This window comes from Roseivivax isoporae LMG 25204, from assembly GCF_000521865.1.
Lineage (GTDB): Bacteria > Pseudomonadota > Alphaproteobacteria > Rhodobacterales > Rhodobacteraceae > Roseivivax > Roseivivax isoporae.
Genome location: NZ_JAME01000031.1, coordinates 40,472 through 60,766, shown reverse-complemented (window position 1 = coordinate 60,766; position 20,295 = coordinate 40,472). Strand labels below are relative to the sequence as shown.

The window sequence follows — 20,295 nt, the reverse complement described above, 5'->3', positions numbered from 1 at the left end:
GGACTCCAAAGGGAGCAGGTCAGGTAGCCCGTGTTGATCATCCCGACCAGGATCGCGCGCGCCTCGGGATTCAGCCCCGAGAGGGCATCCTGCGCCAGCAGCCTGTCCCGGACCCAGGCGTCCGAGAATGGCACCCGCTCCTTCTTGTCGCCCTCCTTCAGCATCAGCTTCTGAAGCGGAAGGTTGAGGTCGAAGCCCTTCAACTCGTCCACGGTCTTCAGGACATCCGACAGGTGGATCAGGTCCTTGTTGGCCGAGTTGGGCGTCAGCGTCTCCTCCGCGAGCCGCTCCAGCCACCAGGACCGGAAGTCCAGGAAATCCGCCCGCGTCAGCTCGGCGACGGGTTTGTCGCCGACGACGTCGATGAAGTTCCGGACGGCCTTCTTGCGGGGGTTCTCCCATCGGCGCTTCTGGTCGGCGCTCTTGTCCCGGACCCGGTCCGAGGTCAGCGTCCAGTACTCCCTCAGCGCCTCCGAGACCGTCACCGAGGGCACCTCGATCGTCCCCAGCACGGCGGGAGCCGTGACCGCGTTCGCCGTGCCGTCCCGGCGCTGAAGCACCTCGACCCGCGCCAGGAGCTCTTCGAGGGGCAGGTCCTCGACATCCCGGATCGGCTTGTAGGTGAGGCCATGGCTCGCGGCGATCGCCCGGGCGGCGTCCAGCCGGGCAGTGCCATCGTCGGACCGGCCCGCGAGCTGCGCCTCCCAAGCCGCGACCAGGCTCTCCCAGACCGCGGTCGCCTTCCTTGCCGCCTGCCGACGCGAGTCGGTCTTCAGCGAAACCCAGACTTCACGCCGCGACTCGACCGCGGCAAACCGCGCAGGCACCCGCCGCCGCAGGTGCCAGGTATTCCCCCGCATCATCAGCCGCATCGCGCCCCTCCACCTCGCCACCTGCGTAGCAAGATGTGTAGCAAAAAACTGGGAGATCAAGAGCGAAGCGCTGGCGACGAGCATACTCATCGCGCGTAAGATACTGACCGAAAAGCTAAATGTAGATGCGTTTGCGTGAAGCAAGTGGCGGAGAGACAGGGATTCGAACCCTGGGACCCCGTGAAGGGTCAACGGTTTTCGAGACCGCCCCGTTCGACCACTCCGGCACCTCTCCGCGGGGGTCTGTCCGGCGCATTTAGCGGTCCCCGCGGCGGGACGCAACCGGCAAATGACGATAAATTGCGTGGCGGTCGTGCCGCGGCGGCGGGGCGGCTTGGCAGGGGGCGGGGGCGCGACTACCTAGAGCCCATCCCGCAACGGAGTGATGCCATGACCGCCCGCCTTGCCGCCGCCGCCTTCTGCGTGGCCCTCAGCCCCGTGACGCTCTCGGCCGCGTCCCAGGACGAGCTCGTCGAGGCGCTGCAGATCCCGCGCATCGTCGGGATCATGCAGCAGGAGGGCGTGCGCTACAGCGAGGACATCGCCGCCGACATGCTGGGCGAGGGGCCGAACGCGGCGTGGTCGGCCAATGTCGCGCGCATCTACGACGCCGAGAAGATGGAGGCGGTGGTGCGCGACGAGATCGCCGGGGCGCTCACCGAGGCCGAGACCGAGGCGCTGCTCGAGTTCTTCGAGACGCCGCTCGGGGTGCGGGTGGTGACGCTCGAGGTGGACGCGCGCGAGGCGATGCTCGATCCGGACGTTGAGGAGGCCGCGCGCGAGGCCTACCGCGACGTCGCGGGGACGGACGCCCCCGAGCTCGCGCGGATCGAGGCATTCGTCGCGGCGAACGACCTCGTGGAGCGCAACGTCGAGGGCGCGCTCAACGCGAGCCTCATGTTCTACCGCGGGCTCGCCGACGGCGGCGCGCTCGAGATGTCCGAGGACGAGATGCTGGACGACGTGTGGTCGCAGGAGGCGGGCACGCGCGAGGACACCTCGGAATGGCTGCACGGCTTCCTGATGCTGGCCTACGAGCCGCTGTCGGACGCGGAGCTCGCCGACTATACCGAGATGTCCGAGAGCGAGGTGGGGCGCGCGCTCAACGGCGCGCTTTTCCAGGCGTTCAACCGGATGTACGACGACGTGAGCTACGCCATGGGCCTCGCGGTGGCGCGGCAGATGTCGGGCACCGAGCTCTGAGGCGCTTCCGGGGGCGCGAACGTGGGCGCAGGGCCGCTTGACTTCGCGGCCGATCGCCCGCATAAGCCCGGTCTCACGAAACGGGGCTGCGGCCCCGCTTCGCGTTTATTGATGCAACCACGCCCCGGGGACGGGGCGCGCAGTCCGAAGGCGGCAGGCGCGGTGGCGCCGCCGGCAACGCCCGGGACCACGGACCGGGGGCCGCAGGACGCGGAACCAGACGGGAAGACGACACATGTTCGCGGTGATGAAGACCGGCGGCAAGCAGTACAAGGTCCAGTCGGGCGATACGCTCCGGGTCGAGAAGCTTGCGGCGGATGCCGGTGAGACGGTCCAGTTCAACGACGTGCTGATGCTCGGCGGCGACGAGACGGTGCTTGGGGCGCCGTTCGTGTCCGGCGCGGCGGTGCAGGCCGAAGTGCTCGACCAGATCAAGGGCGACAAGGTCATCCACTTCGTGAAGCGGCGCCGGAAGCACGGCTCGCAGCGCACGAAAGGCCACCGCCAGCAGCTGACGCTGGTGCGCGTGACGGACATCCTCGCCTCGGGTGGCGATGCGACGGGCGTCAAGGCTGCGATCGGCGCGGGCATCGCGGGCGAATCGGGTCTCGGCGTGTCGGCGCACGCGACGAACCGCGACGAGCAGTCCGAGATGAAGGCGCGCGTGGCGAACACGGGCGCGTCCGAGAAGGCGACCGCCGATGCGGGCGTTGCGCCCGGTGCCGCGGACGACCTGAAGCTCCTGTCGGGCGTTGGCCCGGCGCTCGAGAAGAAGCTGCACGAGGTCGGCATCACCACCTTCGCGCAGATCGCCGCGTGGACCGAGGCGGATGTCGAGGAGTTCGGCGAGAAGCTGTCGTTCAAGGGCCGGATCGAGCGCGAGGGCTGGATCGAGCAGGCCGCGGAACTGGCGAAGAAGTAAGGAGACATAACCGATGGCACACAAGAAAGCAGGCGGTTCGTCCCGCAACGGTCGCGACTCCGCAGGGCGTCGCCTCGGCGTCAAGCTCTACGGCGGCCAGTCGGCCATCCCGGGCAACATCATCGTGCGTCAGCGCGGCACCCGGTTCTGGCCGGGCCAGGGCGTCGGCATGGGCAAGGATCACACCATCTTCGCGACCGACGAGGGCGCGGTGACGTTCCACAAGGGGCTGAAGGGCCGCACCTTCATCTCGGTCCTGCCGGTGGCGGACGCGGCCCAGTAACCGATCCCTCACGGATTTGGATGCATGTAGGGGGCGGCACGCGTGCCGGCCCCTTCGTCTTTCCGCCCGTCCCGCAGGGCACCGGATTCCCTTGCGTCACCTGCGTCGAGGGCGGAAACCCGCATGCACTTTCAGGCGTTTAAGGGAGGCGGAGGTGCGCCGCGGCGGGGGCCGCGTTCCGCGGATTGGTGTCTGGGGAGGGACACGAGATGAGTTTCGATCACGTGATGCGCCAGCCGGTGATGGCGGGCGCGCGGTTCGACCTGCGCATTCCGGACGAGGCGGACTGCGCCGCGATCGCGCACCATGCCGGGCGCTCCTGCGTGGCGCGGATGACGAGTTCGATCCCGCACCCGTTCCCCGACGGCACCGCCGAGGCCTTCGTCGCGGCCGCGCGTGCCGCCGACCGGACCGAGGATGTCTGGGTGATCGACGGCACGAAGTCCGGCGAGGGCCCGGTCCTCGGGGTGATCTCGCTCCAGTACATGGATCGCAACCAGTCCGAGATCGGATACTGGATCGTGCCCGAGGCCTGGGGCAACGGCATCGCATCCGAAGCGGTCCGCACGCTGGTCGAGGCGAACCCGCTCGGGAACCGGACGATGTTCGGCACCGTATTCCAGGACAACCCGGCCTCGGCGCGGGTGCTGCTGAACTGCGGCTTCGACTATATCGGCGACGCGGAGTCCTTTTCGGCCGCGCGCAACGCGACGGTCCCCACATGGACCTATCTGAAACAGCTGCAGCACCCGGCCTGAGGGCTGCGGCGCGCAGGCGTCCCCGCGCGGGCCGCTTGAGCCCGCGGCGATAACGCTCTATCGGCTGGGGCGCAGCGACATCGAGGCAGCGACATGAAATTCCTGGACCTCGCCAAGGTCTACATCCGCTCGGGCGCGGGCGGCGGCGGTGCCGTGTCGTTCCGCCGCGAGAAGTTCATCGAGTTCGGCGGTCCCGACGGCGGCGACGGCGGCGACGGCGGATCCGTCTGGGTAGAGGCCGTCGACGGGCTCAACACCCTCATCGACTTCCGCTACCAGCAGCATTTCTTCGCCCGGAACGGCCAGCACGGCATGGGTCGCCAGCGCACCGGCGCGAACGGCGAGGACATCGTGCTGCGCGTGCCCGTGGGGACCGAGATCCTCGACGAGGACGAGGAGACGGTGATCGCCGACATGACCGAGGTCGGTCAGCGCGTGGAACTCGCGCGCGGCGGCAACGGCGGCTGGGGCAACGTGCACTTCAAGAGCGCGACGAACCAGGCGCCCCGGCGCGCGAACCCGGGCCAGCCGGGCGTCGAGCGCACGATCTGGCTGCGGCTCAAGCTCATTGCCGACGTGGGCCTCGTGGGACTGCCGAATGCCGGCAAGTCGACCTTCCTCGCGGCCACGTCGAACGCGCGGCCCAAGGTCGCCGACTACCCCTTTACCACGCTGCATCCGAATCTCGGCGTCGTCGGGATCGACAACGTGGAATTCGTGGTGGCCGACATCCCGGGCCTCATCGAGGGCGCCCACGAGGGGCGGGGCCTCGGCGACCTGTTCCTCGGCCATGTGGAACGCTGCGCGGTCCTGCTGCACCTCGTCGACGGCACCTCGGGCACGCTGCGCGAGGACCACCGCACCATCCTCGACGAGCTCGACGCCTACGGTGCGGATCTGCTCGACAAGCCGCGGATCACCGTGCTGAACAAGATCGACGCGCTCGACGACGAGGAACGGGCCTTCCTGCGCGACGAGCTCGAGGCCGAAGCGGGCGGGCCGGTCATGCTCATGTCGGGCGTGTCGGGCGAGGGCACGGACGACGTGCTGCGCGCGCTCCGCGGCCACATCGACGCGCGGCGCCTGCGCGTGCGCGACGACGACCAGGACGGGGACGGAGATGCCCCCGGCGGCTGGACGCCCTGACATGGCCGGCATGACGACGGCGCGGCGCCTCGTGGCCAAGATCGGCTCGGCGCTCCTGGTGGATCGCGCGACGGGATCGCTCCGCCGCGACTGGCTCGCCTCCATGGCCGAGGACGTGGCGCGCCTGCGGGCGCGCGGCACCGACGTGGTTCTGGTCTCCTCGGGCTCGATCGCGCTCGGGCGCGGCGTGCTGGGGCTTCCGCCCGCGGATCTGCCGCTCGAGCAGAGCCAGGCCGCGGCGGCGGTCGGGCAGATCCGGCTCGCCCGCGCGTGGGAGGAACACCTCGCACCCCATGGCATCACCACCGCGCAGGTGTTGGTCACGCTCGAGGACAGCGCCGACCGCAGGCGATACCTCAATTCCCGCGCGACGCTCGAGACGCTGCTCGCCTTCGGCACGGTGCCGATCGTGAACGAGAACGACACCGTGGCCACGGACGAGATCCGCTACGGCGACAACGACCGGCTGGCCGCGCAGGTGGCGGTGACGGTCGGCGCCGACACGCTGGTGCTGCTGTCGGACGTGGACGGCTTCTACTCCGCCAACCCCGCGACCGATCCGACCGCGCGGCGCTACGACGAGATCGCCGAGATCACGCCCGAGATCGAGGCGATGGCCGGCGACGCGGGATCCGGCCTCTCGAAGGGCGGCATGAAGACCAAGCTGATGGCCGCGAAGACCGCGATGGCGGCCGGCTGCGCCATGGCGATCTGCGAAGGCTCGCAGAGCCATCCGCTGCGCGCGCTCGAGGGGGGCGCGCCCGCGACGTGGTTCACCCCCGGGCTCGACCCGCAGGCGGCGCGCAAGCGCTGGATCTCGGCGATGAAGCCGCGGGGAACGCTGGTGGTGGACGACGGGGCCGCCGTGGCGCTCGGGCAGGGCAAGTCGCTCTTGCCCGCGGGCCTCTCGCGGGTCGAGGGCGCGTTCGGCAGGGGGGACCCGGTCGCCATCCGGGACAGCGCCGGTCGCTCGCTGGGGCAGGGCCTTTCCCGCTACACCGCCGCAGAGGCGCGGGCGATCGCGGGGCGGCGCTCTGCCGAGATCGAGGAAGTTCTGGGCTACCCGGGACGCGCCGTGCTAGTCCATCGCGACGACATGGCGCACTGAGCGTCGTCGCGTTTCGCTGTCCAGACATCCCGACCGATCCGAAAGGGCGGAGCCATGAAAGACCTGACCGACATCCCCGCGATGATGGATGAGATCGGCCGCAAGGCGCGCGCCGCCGCGGCGGAGCTCGCCTTTGCCCCGGCCGAGGCCAAGCGCCGCGCGCTGGAAGCCGCCGCCGACGCGCTTGCCGCGCGCACCGATGCGGTCATCGAGGCGAATGCGCAGGACCTGGCCTATGGCCGCGACAAGGGCCTGTCGCCCGCCATGATGGACCGGCTGACGCTCGATGCCGGCCGGATCGCCGCGATCTGCGACGGCCTGCGCACGGTCGCCGCGCAGGACGATCCCATCGGCGCCACCATCGCGGAATGGGATATGCCGTCGGGCCTGCACATCCGCCGCGTGCGCACGCCCCTCGGCGTCGTCGGCGTGATCTACGAATCGCGCCCGAACGTGACCGCCGATGCCGGCGCGCTCTGCCTCAAGTCGGGCAATGCCGTGATCCTGCGCGGCGGCTCCGAGAGCTTCCATTCCTCGGCCGCGATCCATGACTGTCTCGTCGAGGGGCTGCGCGCGGCGTCCCTGCCCGAGGACGCGATCCAGCGCGTGCCGACGCGTGACCGCGCGGCGGTGAGCGAGATGCTGGGCATGGTCGACCTCATCGACGTGATCGTGCCGCGCGGGGGCAAGGGGCTCGTGGGCCTTGTCCAGCGCGAGGCGCGGGTGCCGGTCTTCGCCCATCTCGAGGGCATCGTGCACATCTACGTCGACGCCGCCGCCGACCCGGTCAAGACGCTCGACGTGGTGCTGAACGCCAAGACCCGCCGCACCGGCATCTGCGGCGCGGCGGAATGCCTGCTGATCCACCGCGACGCGCTCGACACGATCGGGCAGGGCGTGGTGCGGGCGCTCGTCGATGCGGGCGTCGAGGTGCGCGGTGACGCGGAGCTGCAGCAGATCGAGGGTGTCGTGCCGGCGTCCGAGGACGACTGGGGGCACGAATATCTCGACATGATCCTCGCCGCGCGGGTGGTGGACGACATCGACGGCGCCATCGCCCACATCCGACGCTACGGTTCGAATCACACCGACTGCATCCTGACCGAGGACGACGCGGCCGCCGAGCGGTTCTTCACCCGGCTTGACAGCGCGATCCTGATGCGCAACGCCTCGACCCAGTTCGCGGACGGGGGCGAGTTCGGCATGGGCGCCGAGATCGGCATCGCCACCGGCAAGATGCATGCACGCGGTCCCGTGGGGGCGGAACAGCTCACCTCCTTCAAGTATCTCGTGACCGGCGAAGGCAGCGTGCGCCGCTGAGCCGCCCGCGTGTCAGAGGATGACGGAAAGCGCGGCCGGATCGTCCGCGACGCGGACCGTCCGGCCCGCGCGCGCGCTGAGGAGCGCCAGGAACGGGAACTGCACCTGCGCCGGCGTCACCTCTGCCATGGCGGTCGGGGACGGCGCCGAGAGGAGCGCCCAGAGCGCGGCGTCGACGCGCCGCTCGGGCGCCGCGCTGCTGACCGTCCAGTCGGACGCATCGCGCGCGACGCGGATCGCGCCGCCGCGCGGCAGCGCCGCCTCGACGCAGAGAAAGCCCAGGAAGGCGCGCTGCACCTCGGCCCGGTCGATGAGGTCCTCGGCCTGCCAGTCGGCAACGAGCCGCGTGCCGCGCGTCACGTCGCGGAGGATCGCGCGGGCCTCGGCCCCGGACATGGTCTGGCCCGCCGCGGCGGTGCCGAAGGCCACGCGGAAGAACCGGATGCGCGCGGCGGCGCTGCGGCAGCTGTCCGAGATCAGCGCGGTCTCTTCCTGCCCGGCGGCCATGCCGCCCGACAGCCCCAGAAGCTCGATCCCGTTGGCGATCGCACCCACCGGACTGACGAGGTCGTGGCAGATGCGCGAGCCTATGAGGCTGGCGAGCGCGACGCTAGGATCCGACATTCCACCCCGCCCCGACGGCACAGGAGCCCCGCCTCATGGACGATCTGAACGCGACGCTGGAACCCGGCATGCTGGTCATGCATCCCGACCGGCCCGATTGGGGCACCGGGCAGGTGCAGTCGAACATCGGCGGACGCATCACGGTCAATTTCCGCGAGGAGGGCAAGGTGGTCATCGATGGCTCGCGCGTCACGCTCGTTCCGGTCTTCGAGTAGGGCCTAGGCCGCCCGGGTTTCGCAAGCGTTAACGCGTGCCGCCGCCGAGCGGGCCCGCGGGATTTGCAAACGTCCCCGCGCTTGGCTAGGACGCAGGCTCGGTGCTGCGCCCGATGAACGAGGACCGATGACGACCACCGAGACGCCCATCTTCACCGTGCGGCAAGCCGCCTCTGCCGAGGACCTGCGCGCCGCGCAGGCCCTGCGCTACGAGGTCTTCGTGGCCGAGCTGGGCGGCGGCGGGCCCATGGTCGACCATGCGGCGCGGCTCGAGCGGGACCGCTTCGATCCGCATTTCGACCATCTCCTGCTCTGCGACGAGGCCCGCCCGGGGGCGCCGGTCGTGGGGGTCTACCGGCTTCTGCGCGACGACCGCGCGGCGGAGATCGGCCAGTTCTATTCCGAGGACGAGTACGACCTCGCCGCGCTGCGGTCCACCGGGCGGCGGCTCCTGGAACTGGGTCGCTCCTGCCTGCACCGCGACTATCGCGGCGGCGCGGGCATGATGCATCTCTGGCAGGGCGTCGCCGATTACGTCCAGCGCCACGGCATCGACATCCTCTTCGGCGTGGCGAGCTTTCACGGCACCGATCCCGCGGCGCTCGCCCACCCGCTGTCGAACCTGCATCACCGGCACCTCGCGCCCGAGGCTTTGCGCGTGCGCTCGCGCGCGTTCCAGTCCATGGACCTTCTGCCCGAGGACGCGATCGACCGGCCGCGCGCGGTGCGCGAGACGCCGGCGCTGATCAAGGCCTACCTGCGGCTCGGCGGGACGGTGGGCGAGGGCGCCTTCGTCGATCGCGCGTTCAACACCACCGATGTCTGCCTGGTCCTCGACACCGAGCGGCTGAACCCGCGGCAGGCCGGCATCTACGCCAAGGGAAGCCCCGCATGAGCACGACCTGGAACGACGCGCCGCCGCCCCTCGCGGCGGCACCGGGCGTCACGGGCTGGCTGCGCGCGGTGCTGCGCGGTCTCTGCCTCGGCGCGGTGGTGTTCGGCGGGCTCGTGGTCCTGCTTGCGGTGCGGCTCGTCGAACGGCCGCTCTGCGGCATGGACCGGCCGGTCACGCCCCACGTGACGCGGCTCGTCTGCCGCTGGGCCCTCGTCACCCTGCGCCTGCGGGTCGAGGTCACGGGCCGCCCCATGCGCACACCCGGCGCCATGGTGGCGAACCATGCCTCCTGGCTCGACATCTTCGTGCTGAACGCGCAGGGCTGCCTCTACTTCGTGTCGAAATCCGAGGTCGCGGGCTGGCCCGGCATCGGCTGGCTGGCGCGCGCGACGGGCACGGTATTCATCCGGCGCGACCGGCGCGAGGCGGCAGCGCAGACGCGGCTCTTCGAGGAACGGCTCCGGCACGGCCACCGGCTGGTCTTCTTCCCCGAGGGCACGTCCACCGACGGGCAAAGGATTCTTCCTTTCAAGACAACGCTTTTCGCGGCGTTCCTCGTGCCGGAACTGGCCGGACGCCTGACGATCCAGGCGGTCACGGTCGATTACCGTGCGCCCGAGGGCGCCGATCCGCGGTTCTACGGCTGGTGGGGCGACATGAGCTTCGGCGCGCACCTGCTGCGCATGCTCTCGGCGCCGCGGCAGGGCCGGGTGCTGCTGACCTTCCATCCCGGCACGCCCGTCTCGGACCATCGCGACCGCAAGACGCTGGCCCGGCATCTCGAGCTGCAGGTGCGCAGCGTCCATCCCGCCGGACCGGCGGGCACCGGCGCGGGCGCGCTGACGGGCGACTGAGGGCTTCAGTCCGCGCGCATGGCGGCGGCGAGCCGCGCCAGCGCCGCGGCGGGGTCGTCATCCGTCCAGATCTCCTCGCCGATGGCGAAGAAGTCGGTGACTGGCGCGAGATCGCGGATCGCTTCCTCGGTCAGCCCGCCCTCGGCGACCACGGGCAGCTCGATCATCTCGGACCACCAGGCAAAGAGACCGCGATCCGCCACGCGCCCGTCGCCGAGCACGCCGGTCGTGACGGGGCCGAAGCTTGCGTAGTCTGCGCCGATCTCGCCGGCGTTCATGCCGTCGTGCCGCGAGGTGCCGCAGAAGGCGCCGATGATCGCGTCGGTCCCGAGCGCCTTGCGCGCCGCGCGCACCGACCGCGCGCCGTCCGTCAGGTGCACGCCGTCGAGGCCGAGCCGTTCGGCCAGCACCACGTGGGTCTCGATCACCGTGGCCACGTCGCGGGCATGCGCGACCTCGCGCACGGTGTCGGCGGCGCGCAGGATCGTGTCCTCGTCGCGGGTGGCGAGCGACAGGCGCAGGCAGGCCACGGGTTCGGCATCGAGCACGCGGGCCAGATCCTCGGCGAACGGGCCGGGATCGAAGGCGGGCGGGGTGACGAGATACAGTTGCGGCTCTTCCGACCGTGCCATGACCTGCGCTCCAGATACCAAGTTGCGGCGTCTTATCGAAGAGCGCCGGGATTGGAAAGCCGTCGCCCGGTGCCGGCGGGCCCGCGCGGGATTGCGAGGCGCGCCCGCCGCGCGTATGGAGGCCCGCGTTTCCTCACCGTTGCAAAGGTCTGCCGCGTGCCGAACCCGTCCCAGCCCGCCTTCGTGCTCGTCCGTCCCCAGATGGGCGAGAACATCGGTGCGAGTGCCCGCGCCATGTGGAACTTCGCGCTCGACCGGATGTGGCTCGTGGCGCCGCGCGACGGCTGGCCGAACCCCTCGGCGCGCGCCATGGCGAGCGGCGCGGGGCGCGTCCTCGACGCGGCCGAGGTGAGCGGGACGACCGCCGAGGCGGTCGCCGGCTGCAGCTTCGTCCTTGCCACGACGGCGCGCGGGCGCGGCCTGACCAAGCCCGTCTTCAGCCCCGAGCGTGCCATGCAGGAGGCGCGCGACCGCATCGCCCGCGGCGAGCGTGTCGCGGTCCTTTTCGGTCCCGAGCGCGCCGGGCTCGAGAACGACGACATCGCGCGCGCCAACGCCATCGTGTCGGTGCCGGTGAACCCCGATTACGGGTCGCTGAACCTCGCGCAATGCGTGCTGCTCATGGCCTACGAATGGCGCCGCGCGACCGCCGAGGTCGTGCCCGAGAGCGTCGAGCTGGCGGGCGCCGAGTGGGCCGAGCAGGCCGAGATCGAGGCGCTCTCGGCGCATTACGAGGAGCGGATGGAGGAGGCGGGCTTCTTCTTTCCCGAGCACAAGGCCGAGAGCATGAAGCTCAACCTGCGCAACCTCTGGAGCCGGATGCCGCTGACCCGCGCGGACGTGCGCACGCTGCACGGCATCCTGCGGCAGATGGTCCGATGGAAGGAGCGCGGCCGCTGACTTGAAGGCCCCGCGGGGCGGGCATAGTGTCCGCCCGAGCGAAGGAGCGCGATCCATGGCCCGCAAACCCAAAGAAAAACGCAAGCTCTTCGAGGAAGTCGGCGCCGAGGCGCCGCCGGCCCGCACGGTGGCTCCGCAGGGCGGCATGATCGACGCGCGCCGCCGCGGCGGCCGCGGCGCGGCGCGCGTCTGGCTGATGATCCTTTTCGCCCTCGTGATGGTGATGATCGCGGTGGGCGGCCTGACCCGGCTGACCGACAGCGGGCTCTCGATCACCGAATGGCGTCCCGTGACCGGCGCGCTGCCGCCGCTCGACACGGCTGCCTGGGAGGCAGAGTTCGACAAGTACCGCGAGATCCCCGAATACCGGCTGGTCAATCCCGACATGGACCTCGCCGAGTTCAAGGTGATCTACTGGTGGGAATGGGGGCACCGGCAGCTCGGCCGGGTGATCGGGCTCGTGTGGGCCCTGGGCTTCGCCGGGCTTGCGCTGGCGCGGAAGGTGCCGCAGGGCTGGACGGGCCGGTTCTTCCTGCTCGGCGCGCTCGGTGGCGCGCAGGGCGCGATCGGCTGGTGGATGGTGTCCTCGGGGCTCGGCGGCGACGCCGTCGACGTGGCGAGCTACCGGCTGGCCACCCATCTCGGTCTCGCCTTCGTCATCCTCGGCCTGATCGCGTGGTACGTCTTCAAGCTCGGCCGCGAGGAGCGCGAACTGATGCAGGCGCGCCGATCGCGCGAGGCGCGGCTCTTCTCGGTCTCGACCGGCCTCATGCACTTCGCCTTCCTGCAGATCCTGCTGGGCGCGCTGGTCGCGGGCATCGACGCGGGGCGCAACTACACGGACTGGCCGCTCATGGCCGGGCAATTCGTGCCGCCCACCCCGTTCGAGATCGTGCCCGTCTGGCGCAACTTCTTCGAGAATGCGGGCCTCGTGCAGTTCATGCACCGGATGGCGGGCTACCTGCTGTTCGTCTTCGGCATCGTGGTCTGGGCGCGGTCGCGCCGCTCGCCCAATGCCGACACGCGGTTCCGCTTCAACGCGGTTCTCGCGATGCTGGTGGTTCAGATGGTCATCGGCATCGTGACCGTCCTCTACGGCGCGCCGTGGCAGGTCGCCATCGTGCACCAGCTGGGCGCGGTCGCGCTGTGGGTGCTGATCCTGCGGGCACGCTTTGCCGCCCAGTACCCGAAATTCCTATCCGTCAGGGGCACCGCATGACCGACGCCTACGAGCAGCTCATCGCGCACGAGCGCGAGACCTCCGCCATCGCCCACGTGGCCGGACGCCTGTCCTGGGACCAGGAGACCATGATGCCGCGCGGCGCCGCCGCCCAGCGGGGCGAGGAGATGGCGGCGATGGAGGCGGTGCTGCACGCCCGCCGCTCGGACGCGCGCATCGGCGGCTGGCTGGCCGAGCTCGAGGGCGGACAGGGCGGCGATCCCGTGCGCGCAGCGGTCCTGCGCCACGTGCGCCGGGCCTACGACCGCAGCGTGAAGGTGCCCGCGCGGCTCGCCGCCGAGATCGCGCGCGTCACCAGCGTGTCGCAGGGTGTCTGGGCCGAGGCGCGGGCCAAGGACGACTTCGCCGCCTTCGCGCCGACCCTGAAACGGGTGCTCGAGCTCAAGCGGGAGGAGGGCGCCGCGCTCGCCGACGGCGGCGACGTCTACGACGCGCTGATCCAGGACTACGAGCCCGGCGCAAGCGCGGCGCAACTTTCGGACATGTTCGGCGCGCTGCGCCCCGCGCTGGTCGAGCTCATCGGAGAGATGCGCGCGGCGCCGCAGCCGCCCGCGCCCGCGGGCGAGTTTCCCGAGGCCGCGCAGATGGCGCTTTCGCGCCGCGTGGCCGAGGCCTTCGGCTACGACATGACGCGCGGGCGCATCGACAAGGCGGTGCACCCGTTCTCGTCGGGGTCGGGCAACGACGTGCGCATCACCACGCGCACGAACCTGCGCGATCCGTTCAACTGCCTCTATTCGACCATCCACGAGGTCGGTCACGCCTCCTACGAACAGGCGATCTCGCAGGACTACCTGTTCACGCCGCTCGGGCAGGGCGTGTCCATGGGCGTGCACGAGAGCCAGAGCCGCATCTACGAGAACCAGCTCGGCCGCTCGCGCGCCTTCACCGGCTGGCTCTTCGGCCGGATGCGCGACACCTTCGGGGATTTCGGCATCGCCGACGCGGACACCTTCTACCGCGTGGTGAACCGGGTGCATGACGGGTTCATCCGCACGGAATCGGACGAGCTGCAGTACAACCTGCACGTCCTGCTGCGGTTCGACCTCGAGCGTGCGATGGTGACGGGAGACCTGTCGGTCGACGATCTGGAGGACGCCTGGAACCGCCGGTTCGAGGCCGATTTCGGCTTCGCGGTCGACCGGCCCTCGAACGGCGTGCTGCAGGACGTGCACTGGTCGGTGGGGCTCTTCGGCTACTTCCCGACCTATTCGCTGGGTAACGTCTACGCGGGATGCCTGCACGAGGCGCTGCGCCGCGACCTGCCGGATCTCGACGACCGTCTGGCCGAGGGCGACCTGTCGGCGGCCACGGGCTGGCTCCGCGAGAACCTGCAGCGCCATGGCGGCCTCTACGAGCCGCGCGAGGTCATCGAGCGCGCCTGCGGTGGTCCCGTCGACGAAACCGCGCTCACGACGTATCTTGCGCGCAAATTTCGGAATATGTATCCGCAGATCTGAGGCAGGCGGGCCCCGCGATCACGGGGCCCGCCGCCTTGCCGGGGCTGAAAAAAAAACGCGGCCAGAAGGCCGCGCAGTCTACGGTGTGCAAGGTATCGGCACCGCGCGGTGCCGAATGGATGTGCGACTCGGGGACGTGCAGAAGGCCGTTCCGCGTCCCGGTCCGGAATGTCTGGATAGCCCGTGAGGGCGCTGCGGCGACCTTCTGTCCCGCGGCGAGGGGGCCGTCACCGGCGCCTCGCCTGTCCTCTTGGCGAGACTTCTGCATATCCCGCGCAACCTGGCAATTCTGACATGTGGCAAGCCCGGCATTGCAGGAATGGACCATGGCGGCGCAGTCGCCTTGCGGCGTCTCAGGAGACGGGCAGGCGGCCGTCCTGCAGCGCCGCGGCATCCTCGAAACACCGCATGATCCAGGCGACCGTGCGGCGCATGGCGGGGTCGTTGCGCCGCGTCTCGTGGAACATGATCCAGAAATCCGCGCGGAAGGGCGGCTCGTCCACCGGCACGTGGGTGAAGCCGTCGAGCCGCTGCGCCATGATGTCGGGCAGGGGACCCGGCAGGCCTGTGATCTCCATGAGGCTCGCCAGCGCCGAGAAGCTCGCGACCCGCAGCTTCGGCGCGCAGCCGAACCGCTTCTGCCCCATGCGCATGGGCGGGTACGTGTCATGCGCGTCGAGAAGGCCCGCCCATTGCCCGCTGTCGGTCCAGCCCGCGGGGGCATAGAGGCGGAACTGCAGCTCTCCGGCCTTGCGCGTGACGATGCGCCCGTGTTCCGGCTGGCCGTACATCACCACGAGGTCGCTGTCGCCCAGCCCCTCGCGGAACACGCGGTCCGAGAAGGTGACGGAGATGCCGTCGAGCATGGACCGGTGCTGCCGCAGCCCGGGCAGGAGCACGGTGCTGGTGACGACCGGCACCGCGCCGATGCCGATCTCGACGGTCTGGTCGATGCTGTCGCCGATGCGCTCGTTGATCACCGATTGCAGGTTGCCGTCGAAATCCTCCGCGACCTCGATCAGCTTCTTGACCGCCGGGGAAGGGTGCCAACCCTCGGACGTCTTGACGAAGGCGGGGGTGCCCAGCGTTTCGGACAGCCGCTCGATGCGGCGCGACACGGTTGCCGTGTTGGTGCCCAGAAGCTTCGCGGCGGCGGTCATGGTTCCCGTCTTGGACAGCGCGACGAGAAACCGAAGGTCGTCCCAATTCTGCATGTGATCCTTGTGGCGCGCGTCTACAGGGTTTGCGGGATGCCGTGCGACGCGGGCGGATGCCTCGTGGAGCCGTCGCATGCACGGCATGACAGTGCGGCCGCCGTCGCCTGCCCGCTTGAAGTGTAAGGTCGACCTTGCAGGGGCGCAATTCGAAACGCCCCTGCGGGACTCACTTTTCCCTGCCGGCGCGGGGGCCGGTCACTCCTCGGTGCCGGCCTCGGCCTCGGGATCGGGCTCCTGGTCGCCGCCCTGGTCGGCGATCCACGCCACGCTGACGACTTCCTCGCCGGGGCCGGTGTTGAACACCTTGACCCCGCCGGCGTTGCGCGACCGGAAGCTGATGCCGTCGACCGGCACGCGGATCGACTGGCCGCGCGAGGTGGCAAGCATGATCTGGTCGTCGAGTTCCACCGGGAACGAGGCCACGAGCGGCCCGCCGCGGAGCCCGCGATCCATCGCCCCGACACCCTGGCCGCCGCGTCCGCGCACCGGGTAGTCGTGCGACGACGACAGCTTGCCGAAGCCCTTCGAGGTGATGGTCAGGATCAGGTTCTCGGCCGCCGACATCTCGGCATAGCGCTCCTGGCTGATCGCGGTGTCGGCGTTGCCCTCCTCGTCCTCGCCGGTCTCGGAAGTCTCGTCGGTCAGGCCGGCCACGGCGCGGCGCATCTTGAGATAGGCCGCGCGTTCGTCGGGCGTCGCCTCGAAGTGCCGGATGATCGACATCGACACCACGCGGTCGCCGTTCAGCAGCCGGATGCCGCGCACGCCCGTCGACTTGCGGCCCTTGAAGACGCGCACGTCGGTGGTGGGAAAGCGGATCGCGCGGCCCGAGTCGGTCACCAGCATCACGTCGTCCTCCTCGGAGGCGATGCGCGCGTTCACGAGGCTCGTGCCCTCGGGCAGGTCCATGGCGATCTTGCCGTTGCGCATGACGTTGGTGAAGTCCGACAGCGCGTTCCGACGCACATCGCCCGCCGAGGTGGCGAACACGATCTGCAGGTCGACCCATTCGTCCTCGGGCCGGTCGACCGGCATGATCGCCGCGATCGACACGCCGGTGGGGATCGGCAGGATGTTGACGATCGCCTTGCCCTTGGACGTGCGCCCGCCCGACGGCAGGCGCCAGGTCTTGAGCTTGTAGACCATCCCGTCGGTGGTGAAGAACAGGAGTTGGGTGTGCGTGTTCGCCACGAACAGCGTGGTGACCGCGTCGTCCTCCTTGAGCCCCCCGCCCGACAGGCCCTTGCCGCCGCGCCGCTGGCTGCGGAACTCGGAAAGCGGCGTGCGCTTGATGTAGCCGGACTGGGTCACGGTGACGACCATGTCCTCGCGCTCGATGAGGTCCTCGTCCTCCATGTCGCCGGCCCAGTCGGCGATCTCGGTCCGCCGCGGCACGGCGAAGAGGTCGCGCACCTCGCGCAGCTCGTCGGCGATGATCCCCATGATGCGCTCGCGGCTTCCGAGGATCTCGAGATATTCCTTGATCTTGCCCGCCAGTTCCTCGAGCTCGTCGGTCACTTCCTTGACGCCGAGCTGGGTCAGGCGCTGCAGCCGCAGCTCGAGGATGGCGCGCGCCTGCGCCTCGGACAGGTTGTAGGTGCCGTCGTCGTTGATCGTGTGCGTGGGATCGTCGATCAGGCGGATATAGGCGGCGATGTCATGCGCGGGCCAGCGGCGCGTCATGAGCTTTTCGCGGGCTTCGGCCGCGTCGGCGGAGGCGCGGATGGTCGCCACGACCTCGTCCACGTTCGACACCGCGACGGCGAGGCCGCACAGGATGTGGCTGCGTTCGCGCGCCTTGCGCAGCAGGTACGCGGTGCGCCGCGCGATCACGTCCTCGCGGAAATCGATGAACGCGGTCAGGAACTTGCGCAGGGTCAGCTGCTCGGGCTTGCCGCCGTTCAGCGCCAGCATGTTGCAGCCGAAGGAAGTCTGCATCGGCGTGAAGCGGAAGAGCTGGTTCAGCACCACGTCCGGCGTCGCGTCGCGCTTGAGCTCGACGACGACCCGCACGCCCGAGCGGTCGCTTTCGTCCTGGACGTGGGCGATGCCCTCGATCCGCTTGTCGCGGGCGGCCTCGGCGATCTTCTCGATCATCGCGGCCTTGTTCACCTGGTAGGGGATCTCGTCGATGACGATGGCGAAGCGGTCCTTGCGGATCTCCTCGACACGGGTCTTCGAGCGGATGATGACCGACCCGCGGCCCTCGAGATAGGCCTTGCGCGCGCCGGAGCGGCCGAGGATCAGCCCGCCGGTCGGGAAGTCGGGGGCTGGGACATACTCGATCAGCTGTTCGGAGGACAGGTCCGGATCGTCGATCAGCGCCAGCGTGGCGTCCACGACCTCGCCCAGGTTGTGGGGCGGGATGTTGGTGGCCATGCCGACGGCGATGCCGCCCGCGCCGTTCACCAGCATGTTCGGAAAGCGTGCCGGCAGGACCGTGGGTTCGCGGTCCTTGCCGTCGTAATTGTCCTGGAAGTCGACGGTGTCCTTGTCGATGTCTGCCAGCATGTACGAGGCCGGCTTGTCCATGCGCACCTCGGTGTAGCGCATGGCGGCCGGGTTGTCCCCGTCCATGGAACCGAAATTGCCCTGGCCGTCGAGCAGCGGCAGCGACATCGAGAAATCCTGCGCCATGCGCACCAGCGCGTCGTAGATCGCGCTGTCGCCGTGCGGGTGGTATTTCCCCATCACGTCGCCCACCGGCCGGGCGGATTTCCGGTAGGATTTGTCGTGCGTGTTGCCGGTCTCGTGCATCGCGTAGAGGATGCGCCGGTGGACCGGTTTCAGGCCGTCGCGCAGGTCGGGGATCGCGCGGCTCACGATCACGCTCATCGCGTAATCGAGGTAGGACGATTTCATCTCGTCCAGGATCGACACGACAGGCCCCGGCGGCATCGGCCGACGCGGAGGATTTTCGCCATTGTTTTCAGGATTTTCCGGCGTTTCGCTCACGTGACTTGTCCGCCTGTCGTTGATCTATATCTAGTTGGGGCCCTTATAACAGAGCCATGATGTTGCGCGCAATGGCCGGTCCGGCCTCGCGGCTGGCAGCCACCGATCCGCAGTGCTAACACACTGTTTTTGTTGAAAAGCAACAATCCTGCGGCATCCTCGATGTCATTGGTGTGACACGACTCGAGGTGCAATCATGCAGATGTCCGAAACGGAGCTGATGCTCCGGGGATACGGGCTGACGACGGCCGAGATATTCTACCGCATGCCCGACTACAAGAACGTTCTGAACACCTTCGTCTGGCAGGACTATGACCTTGCGCCCGACCATCCGCGGCTCTTCGGGTTCATCGAGTTCTGGCAGGACAGCATCGAGGGGCCGCTGCATTCCATCCGGTTCACCCATCGCAAGATGATCTCGCCCGGGGAATGGCGGTCGGTGGTGGGCGAGCTGACCTATCACTGAGCGCCGGCATCCCGGCGTCCGCCAGCGCCGAGGCCGAGCTGCATGAGGCTCCGCCGCACGGGGGCGAGCCCGTGCAGGGCGCCGAGCCCCACCGCGCGCAGGTCGTGCATCAGGGGATGGTCCGACTGGCTGATGCGGTTCAGCATCGAGATGCCGGCGATCCTGAGGCCGATGTCGCCACGGCGCGTGCGGGCATAGCCATCGAGCACGGTGGCGTCGCCGGGATCGTCCCGAGACGACTCGGCAGAGGCCAGGAGCGCCTCGAGGTCGCGCAGGCTCATGTTCAGGCCCTGCGCGCCGATGGGCGGCATGACATGCGCGGCCTCCGCCACGAGCGCCAGCCGTTCGGCGGTCAGCGCGTGCGCCTCCTGCGCGATGATCGGCCAGATCGTGCGCCGCGAGGCGAGGGTCAGCGGTCCGAGGACGTGGCAGGACCGCGCCGTCATCTCGACCTCGAAGGCGGCCTCGTCGAGGGCCATCAGCCGCTCGGCCTCGGGGCCGTCCTCCATCCAGACGATGGCCGAGGACGGTCGTCCCTCGTGATCGGGCAGGGGCACCAGGGTGAAGGGGCCGCCCGAGCGGTGGATCTCGGTCGACACGTTCCCGTGCGGCCGCTCGTGCGTCACCGCGAAGGCGAGCGCCTTCTGCCCGAAGCGGGTGGTGCGCACGCCGATGCCCGCGGCCTCGCGCATCGGCGAGGACCGCCCGTCGGCCGCGATCACCAACTTCACCTCGGGCCGGGTGCCGTCCGACAGCGACACCCGCGCCGACCGCGTCCGGGTGAAGAGCCCGGTCGCGGCGGTGCCGGGCCGGAAGGCCACGTTCGGCAACGCCTCGATCACCGCAAGCAGTTCCCGCCGGAGCAGCCAGTTGGGCAGGTTCCACCCGAAGGGCTGGTCCGAGATGTCGGCGGCGTCGAAGTCGCGCGTGACGCGCGGCGTGCCCCCGTTCCCGCCCGCATCGACGATGCGCATGACCTGCAGCGGCGTCGCGTGCGGCGCGAAGCGGTCCCAGGCGCCGGCGCGCTCGAGAAAGGCGCGTGCGGGCTGCAGGAACGCGGTCGAGCGCAGGTCCGACCCGGCCGCGTCGCGCTCGGTCACGGGCGGCGCGGGGTCCACGCACAGCACGTCGAACCCGGCCCGCCCGAAGGCCGCCGCCGCGGTCAGGCCGGCGATGCCGCCGCCCGAGACAAGGATGTCGTGGTCCATGGCTCACCTCTTTCGAC

General features: G+C 69.9%; 20 protein-coding genes and 1 tRNA gene. 14 read left to right on the top strand and 7 right to left on the bottom strand.

All coding sequences use genetic code 11. The annotated features are described in order from the left end of the window. Positions 1-872 (bottom strand): phage integrase (locus RISW2_RS17635; protein WP_043773590.1); only part of this gene is annotated, 872 nt, incomplete at its 3' end. Between the two features lie 145 nt (positions 873-1,017). Next, positions 1,018-1,107 (bottom strand) — tRNA-Ser (locus RISW2_RS17630). 155 nt (positions 1,108-1,262) lie between these two features. Here RISW2_RS17630 and RISW2_RS17625 point away from each other — a divergent pair. The 7 genes from RISW2_RS17625 to RISW2_RS17595 all read left to right on the top strand — a co-directional run bounded on the left by RISW2_RS17625 (position 1,263) and on the right by RISW2_RS17595 (position 7,612). Beyond that, entirely contained in the window at positions 1,263-2,075 is an 813-nt protein-coding gene (locus tag RISW2_RS17625; RefSeq protein ID WP_043773589.1) for a DUF2059 domain-containing protein, read from the top strand. A gap of 235 nt (positions 2,076-2,310) precedes the next feature. Continuing rightward, positions 2,311-2,997, top strand: coding sequence for a 50S ribosomal protein L21 (locus RISW2_RS17620; protein WP_043773587.1), 687 nt, complete (start codon positions 2,311-2,313; stop codon positions 2,995-2,997). A gap of 13 nt (positions 2,998-3,010) precedes the next feature. Continuing rightward, positions 3,011-3,280: a 50S ribosomal protein L27 gene (gene rpmA, locus RISW2_RS17615; RefSeq protein WP_043773586.1), complete on the top strand. Its 270-nt coding sequence runs from the start codon at positions 3,011-3,013 to the stop codon at positions 3,278-3,280. Positions 3,281-3,489: 209 nt separating this feature from the next. Then, a complete protein-coding gene (locus RISW2_RS17610; RefSeq protein ID WP_043773585.1) occupies positions 3,490-4,038 on the top strand; it encodes a GNAT family N-acetyltransferase in 549 nt (182 codons plus the stop codon). 93 nt (positions 4,039-4,131) lie between these two features. Next, positions 4,132-5,184: a GTPase ObgE gene (obgE, locus tag RISW2_RS17605; RefSeq protein WP_043773584.1), complete on the top strand. Its 1,053-nt coding sequence runs from the start codon at positions 4,132-4,134 to the stop codon at positions 5,182-5,184. Between the two features lies 1 nt (position 5,185). Continuing rightward, positions 5,186-6,292 (top strand): glutamate 5-kinase, encoded by a 1,107-nt coding sequence (gene proB / locus RISW2_RS17600; RefSeq protein WP_043773583.1) that lies wholly within the window; start codon positions 5,186-5,188, stop codon positions 6,290-6,292. Positions 6,293-6,346: 54 nt separating this feature from the next. Next, positions 6,347-7,612, top strand: coding sequence for a glutamate-5-semialdehyde dehydrogenase (locus RISW2_RS17595; protein WP_043773582.1), 1,266 nt, complete (start codon positions 6,347-6,349; stop codon positions 7,610-7,612). Positions 7,613-7,624: 12 nt separating this feature from the next. Here the strand turns inward: RISW2_RS17595 and RISW2_RS17590 are convergent, their stop codons facing one another. Then, on the bottom strand, positions 7,625-8,236 hold the full coding sequence (locus RISW2_RS17590) for a histidine phosphotransferase family protein (protein ID WP_043773581.1): 612 nt from the start codon (positions 8,234-8,236) through the stop codon (positions 7,625-7,627). 35 nt (positions 8,237-8,271) lie between these two features. Between RISW2_RS17590 and RISW2_RS17585 the strand changes: the two genes are divergently transcribed. The 3 genes from RISW2_RS17585 (at position 8,272) to olsA (ending at position 10,200) form a co-directional block, all read left to right on the top strand. After that, positions 8,272-8,451, top strand: coding sequence for a DUF3553 domain-containing protein (locus RISW2_RS17585; RefSeq protein WP_043773580.1), 180 nt, complete (start codon positions 8,272-8,274; stop codon positions 8,449-8,451). 127 nt (positions 8,452-8,578) lie between these two features. After that, a complete protein-coding gene (gene olsB, locus RISW2_RS17580) occupies positions 8,579-9,346 on the top strand; it encodes an L-ornithine N(alpha)-acyltransferase (protein WP_043773579.1) in 768 nt (255 codons plus the stop codon). Further along, complete coding sequence (gene olsA / locus RISW2_RS17575; RefSeq protein ID WP_043773578.1) at positions 9,343-10,200, top strand: lyso-ornithine lipid O-acyltransferase; 858 nt, start codon at positions 9,343-9,345, stop codon at positions 10,198-10,200. Before olsB ends, olsA begins: the two co-directional genes overlap by 4 nt. 5 nt (positions 10,201-10,205) lie before the next feature. Here olsA and RISW2_RS17570 read toward each other — a convergent pair whose 3' ends face one another. After that, a complete protein-coding gene (locus RISW2_RS17570) occupies positions 10,206-10,832 on the bottom strand; it encodes a thiamine phosphate synthase (protein ID WP_043773576.1) in 627 nt (208 codons plus the stop codon). A 156-nt stretch (positions 10,833-10,988) separates the two neighbouring features. On the opposite strand from RISW2_RS17570, the gene RISW2_RS17565 reads away from it, so the two are divergent. The 3 genes from RISW2_RS17565 to RISW2_RS17555 are packed head-to-tail and all read left to right on the top strand — an operon-like array spanning position 10,989 to position 14,432. Further along, positions 10,989-11,732 (top strand): RNA methyltransferase, encoded by a 744-nt coding sequence (locus RISW2_RS17565; RefSeq protein WP_043773575.1) that lies wholly within the window; start codon positions 10,989-10,991, stop codon positions 11,730-11,732. Between the two features lie 55 nt (positions 11,733-11,787). Then, positions 11,788-12,951, top strand: coding sequence for a heme A synthase (gene ctaA / locus RISW2_RS17560; RefSeq protein ID WP_043773573.1), 1,164 nt, complete (start codon positions 11,788-11,790; stop codon positions 12,949-12,951). Then, positions 12,948-14,432, top strand: a complete 1,485-nt coding sequence (locus RISW2_RS17555; protein WP_043773572.1) for a carboxypeptidase M32 — start codon at positions 12,948-12,950, stop codon at positions 14,430-14,432. The genes ctaA and RISW2_RS17555 overlap by 4 nt, the downstream gene beginning before the upstream one ends. Before the next feature lie 353 nt (positions 14,433-14,785). Here RISW2_RS17555 and RISW2_RS17550 read toward each other — a convergent pair whose 3' ends face one another. Both RISW2_RS17550 and gyrA read right to left on the bottom strand, forming a co-directional pair. After that, positions 14,786-15,646 (bottom strand): LysR family transcriptional regulator, encoded by an 861-nt coding sequence (locus RISW2_RS17550; RefSeq protein WP_051492135.1) that lies wholly within the window; start codon positions 15,644-15,646, stop codon positions 14,786-14,788. 198 nt (positions 15,647-15,844) lie between these two features. Next, positions 15,845-18,547 carry a DNA gyrase subunit A gene (gene gyrA / locus RISW2_RS17545; RefSeq protein WP_084615458.1) on the bottom strand — a complete coding sequence of 901 codons (2,703 nt, stop codon included), beginning with the start codon at positions 18,545-18,547 and terminating at the stop codon, positions 15,845-15,847. Between the two features lie 253 nt (positions 18,548-18,800). Between gyrA and RISW2_RS17540 the strand changes: the two genes are divergently transcribed. After that, positions 18,801-19,070 (top strand): usg protein, encoded by a 270-nt coding sequence (locus tag RISW2_RS17540; RefSeq protein ID WP_043773570.1) that lies wholly within the window; start codon positions 18,801-18,803, stop codon positions 19,068-19,070. On the opposite strand, the gene RISW2_RS17535 is transcribed toward RISW2_RS17540, so the two are convergent. Then, positions 19,064-20,278, bottom strand: coding sequence for a UbiH/UbiF family hydroxylase (locus RISW2_RS17535; protein WP_043773568.1), 1,215 nt, complete (start codon positions 20,276-20,278; stop codon positions 19,064-19,066). The genes RISW2_RS17540 and RISW2_RS17535 overlap by 7 nt on opposite strands. Positions 20,279-20,295: the final 17 nt, after the last annotated feature.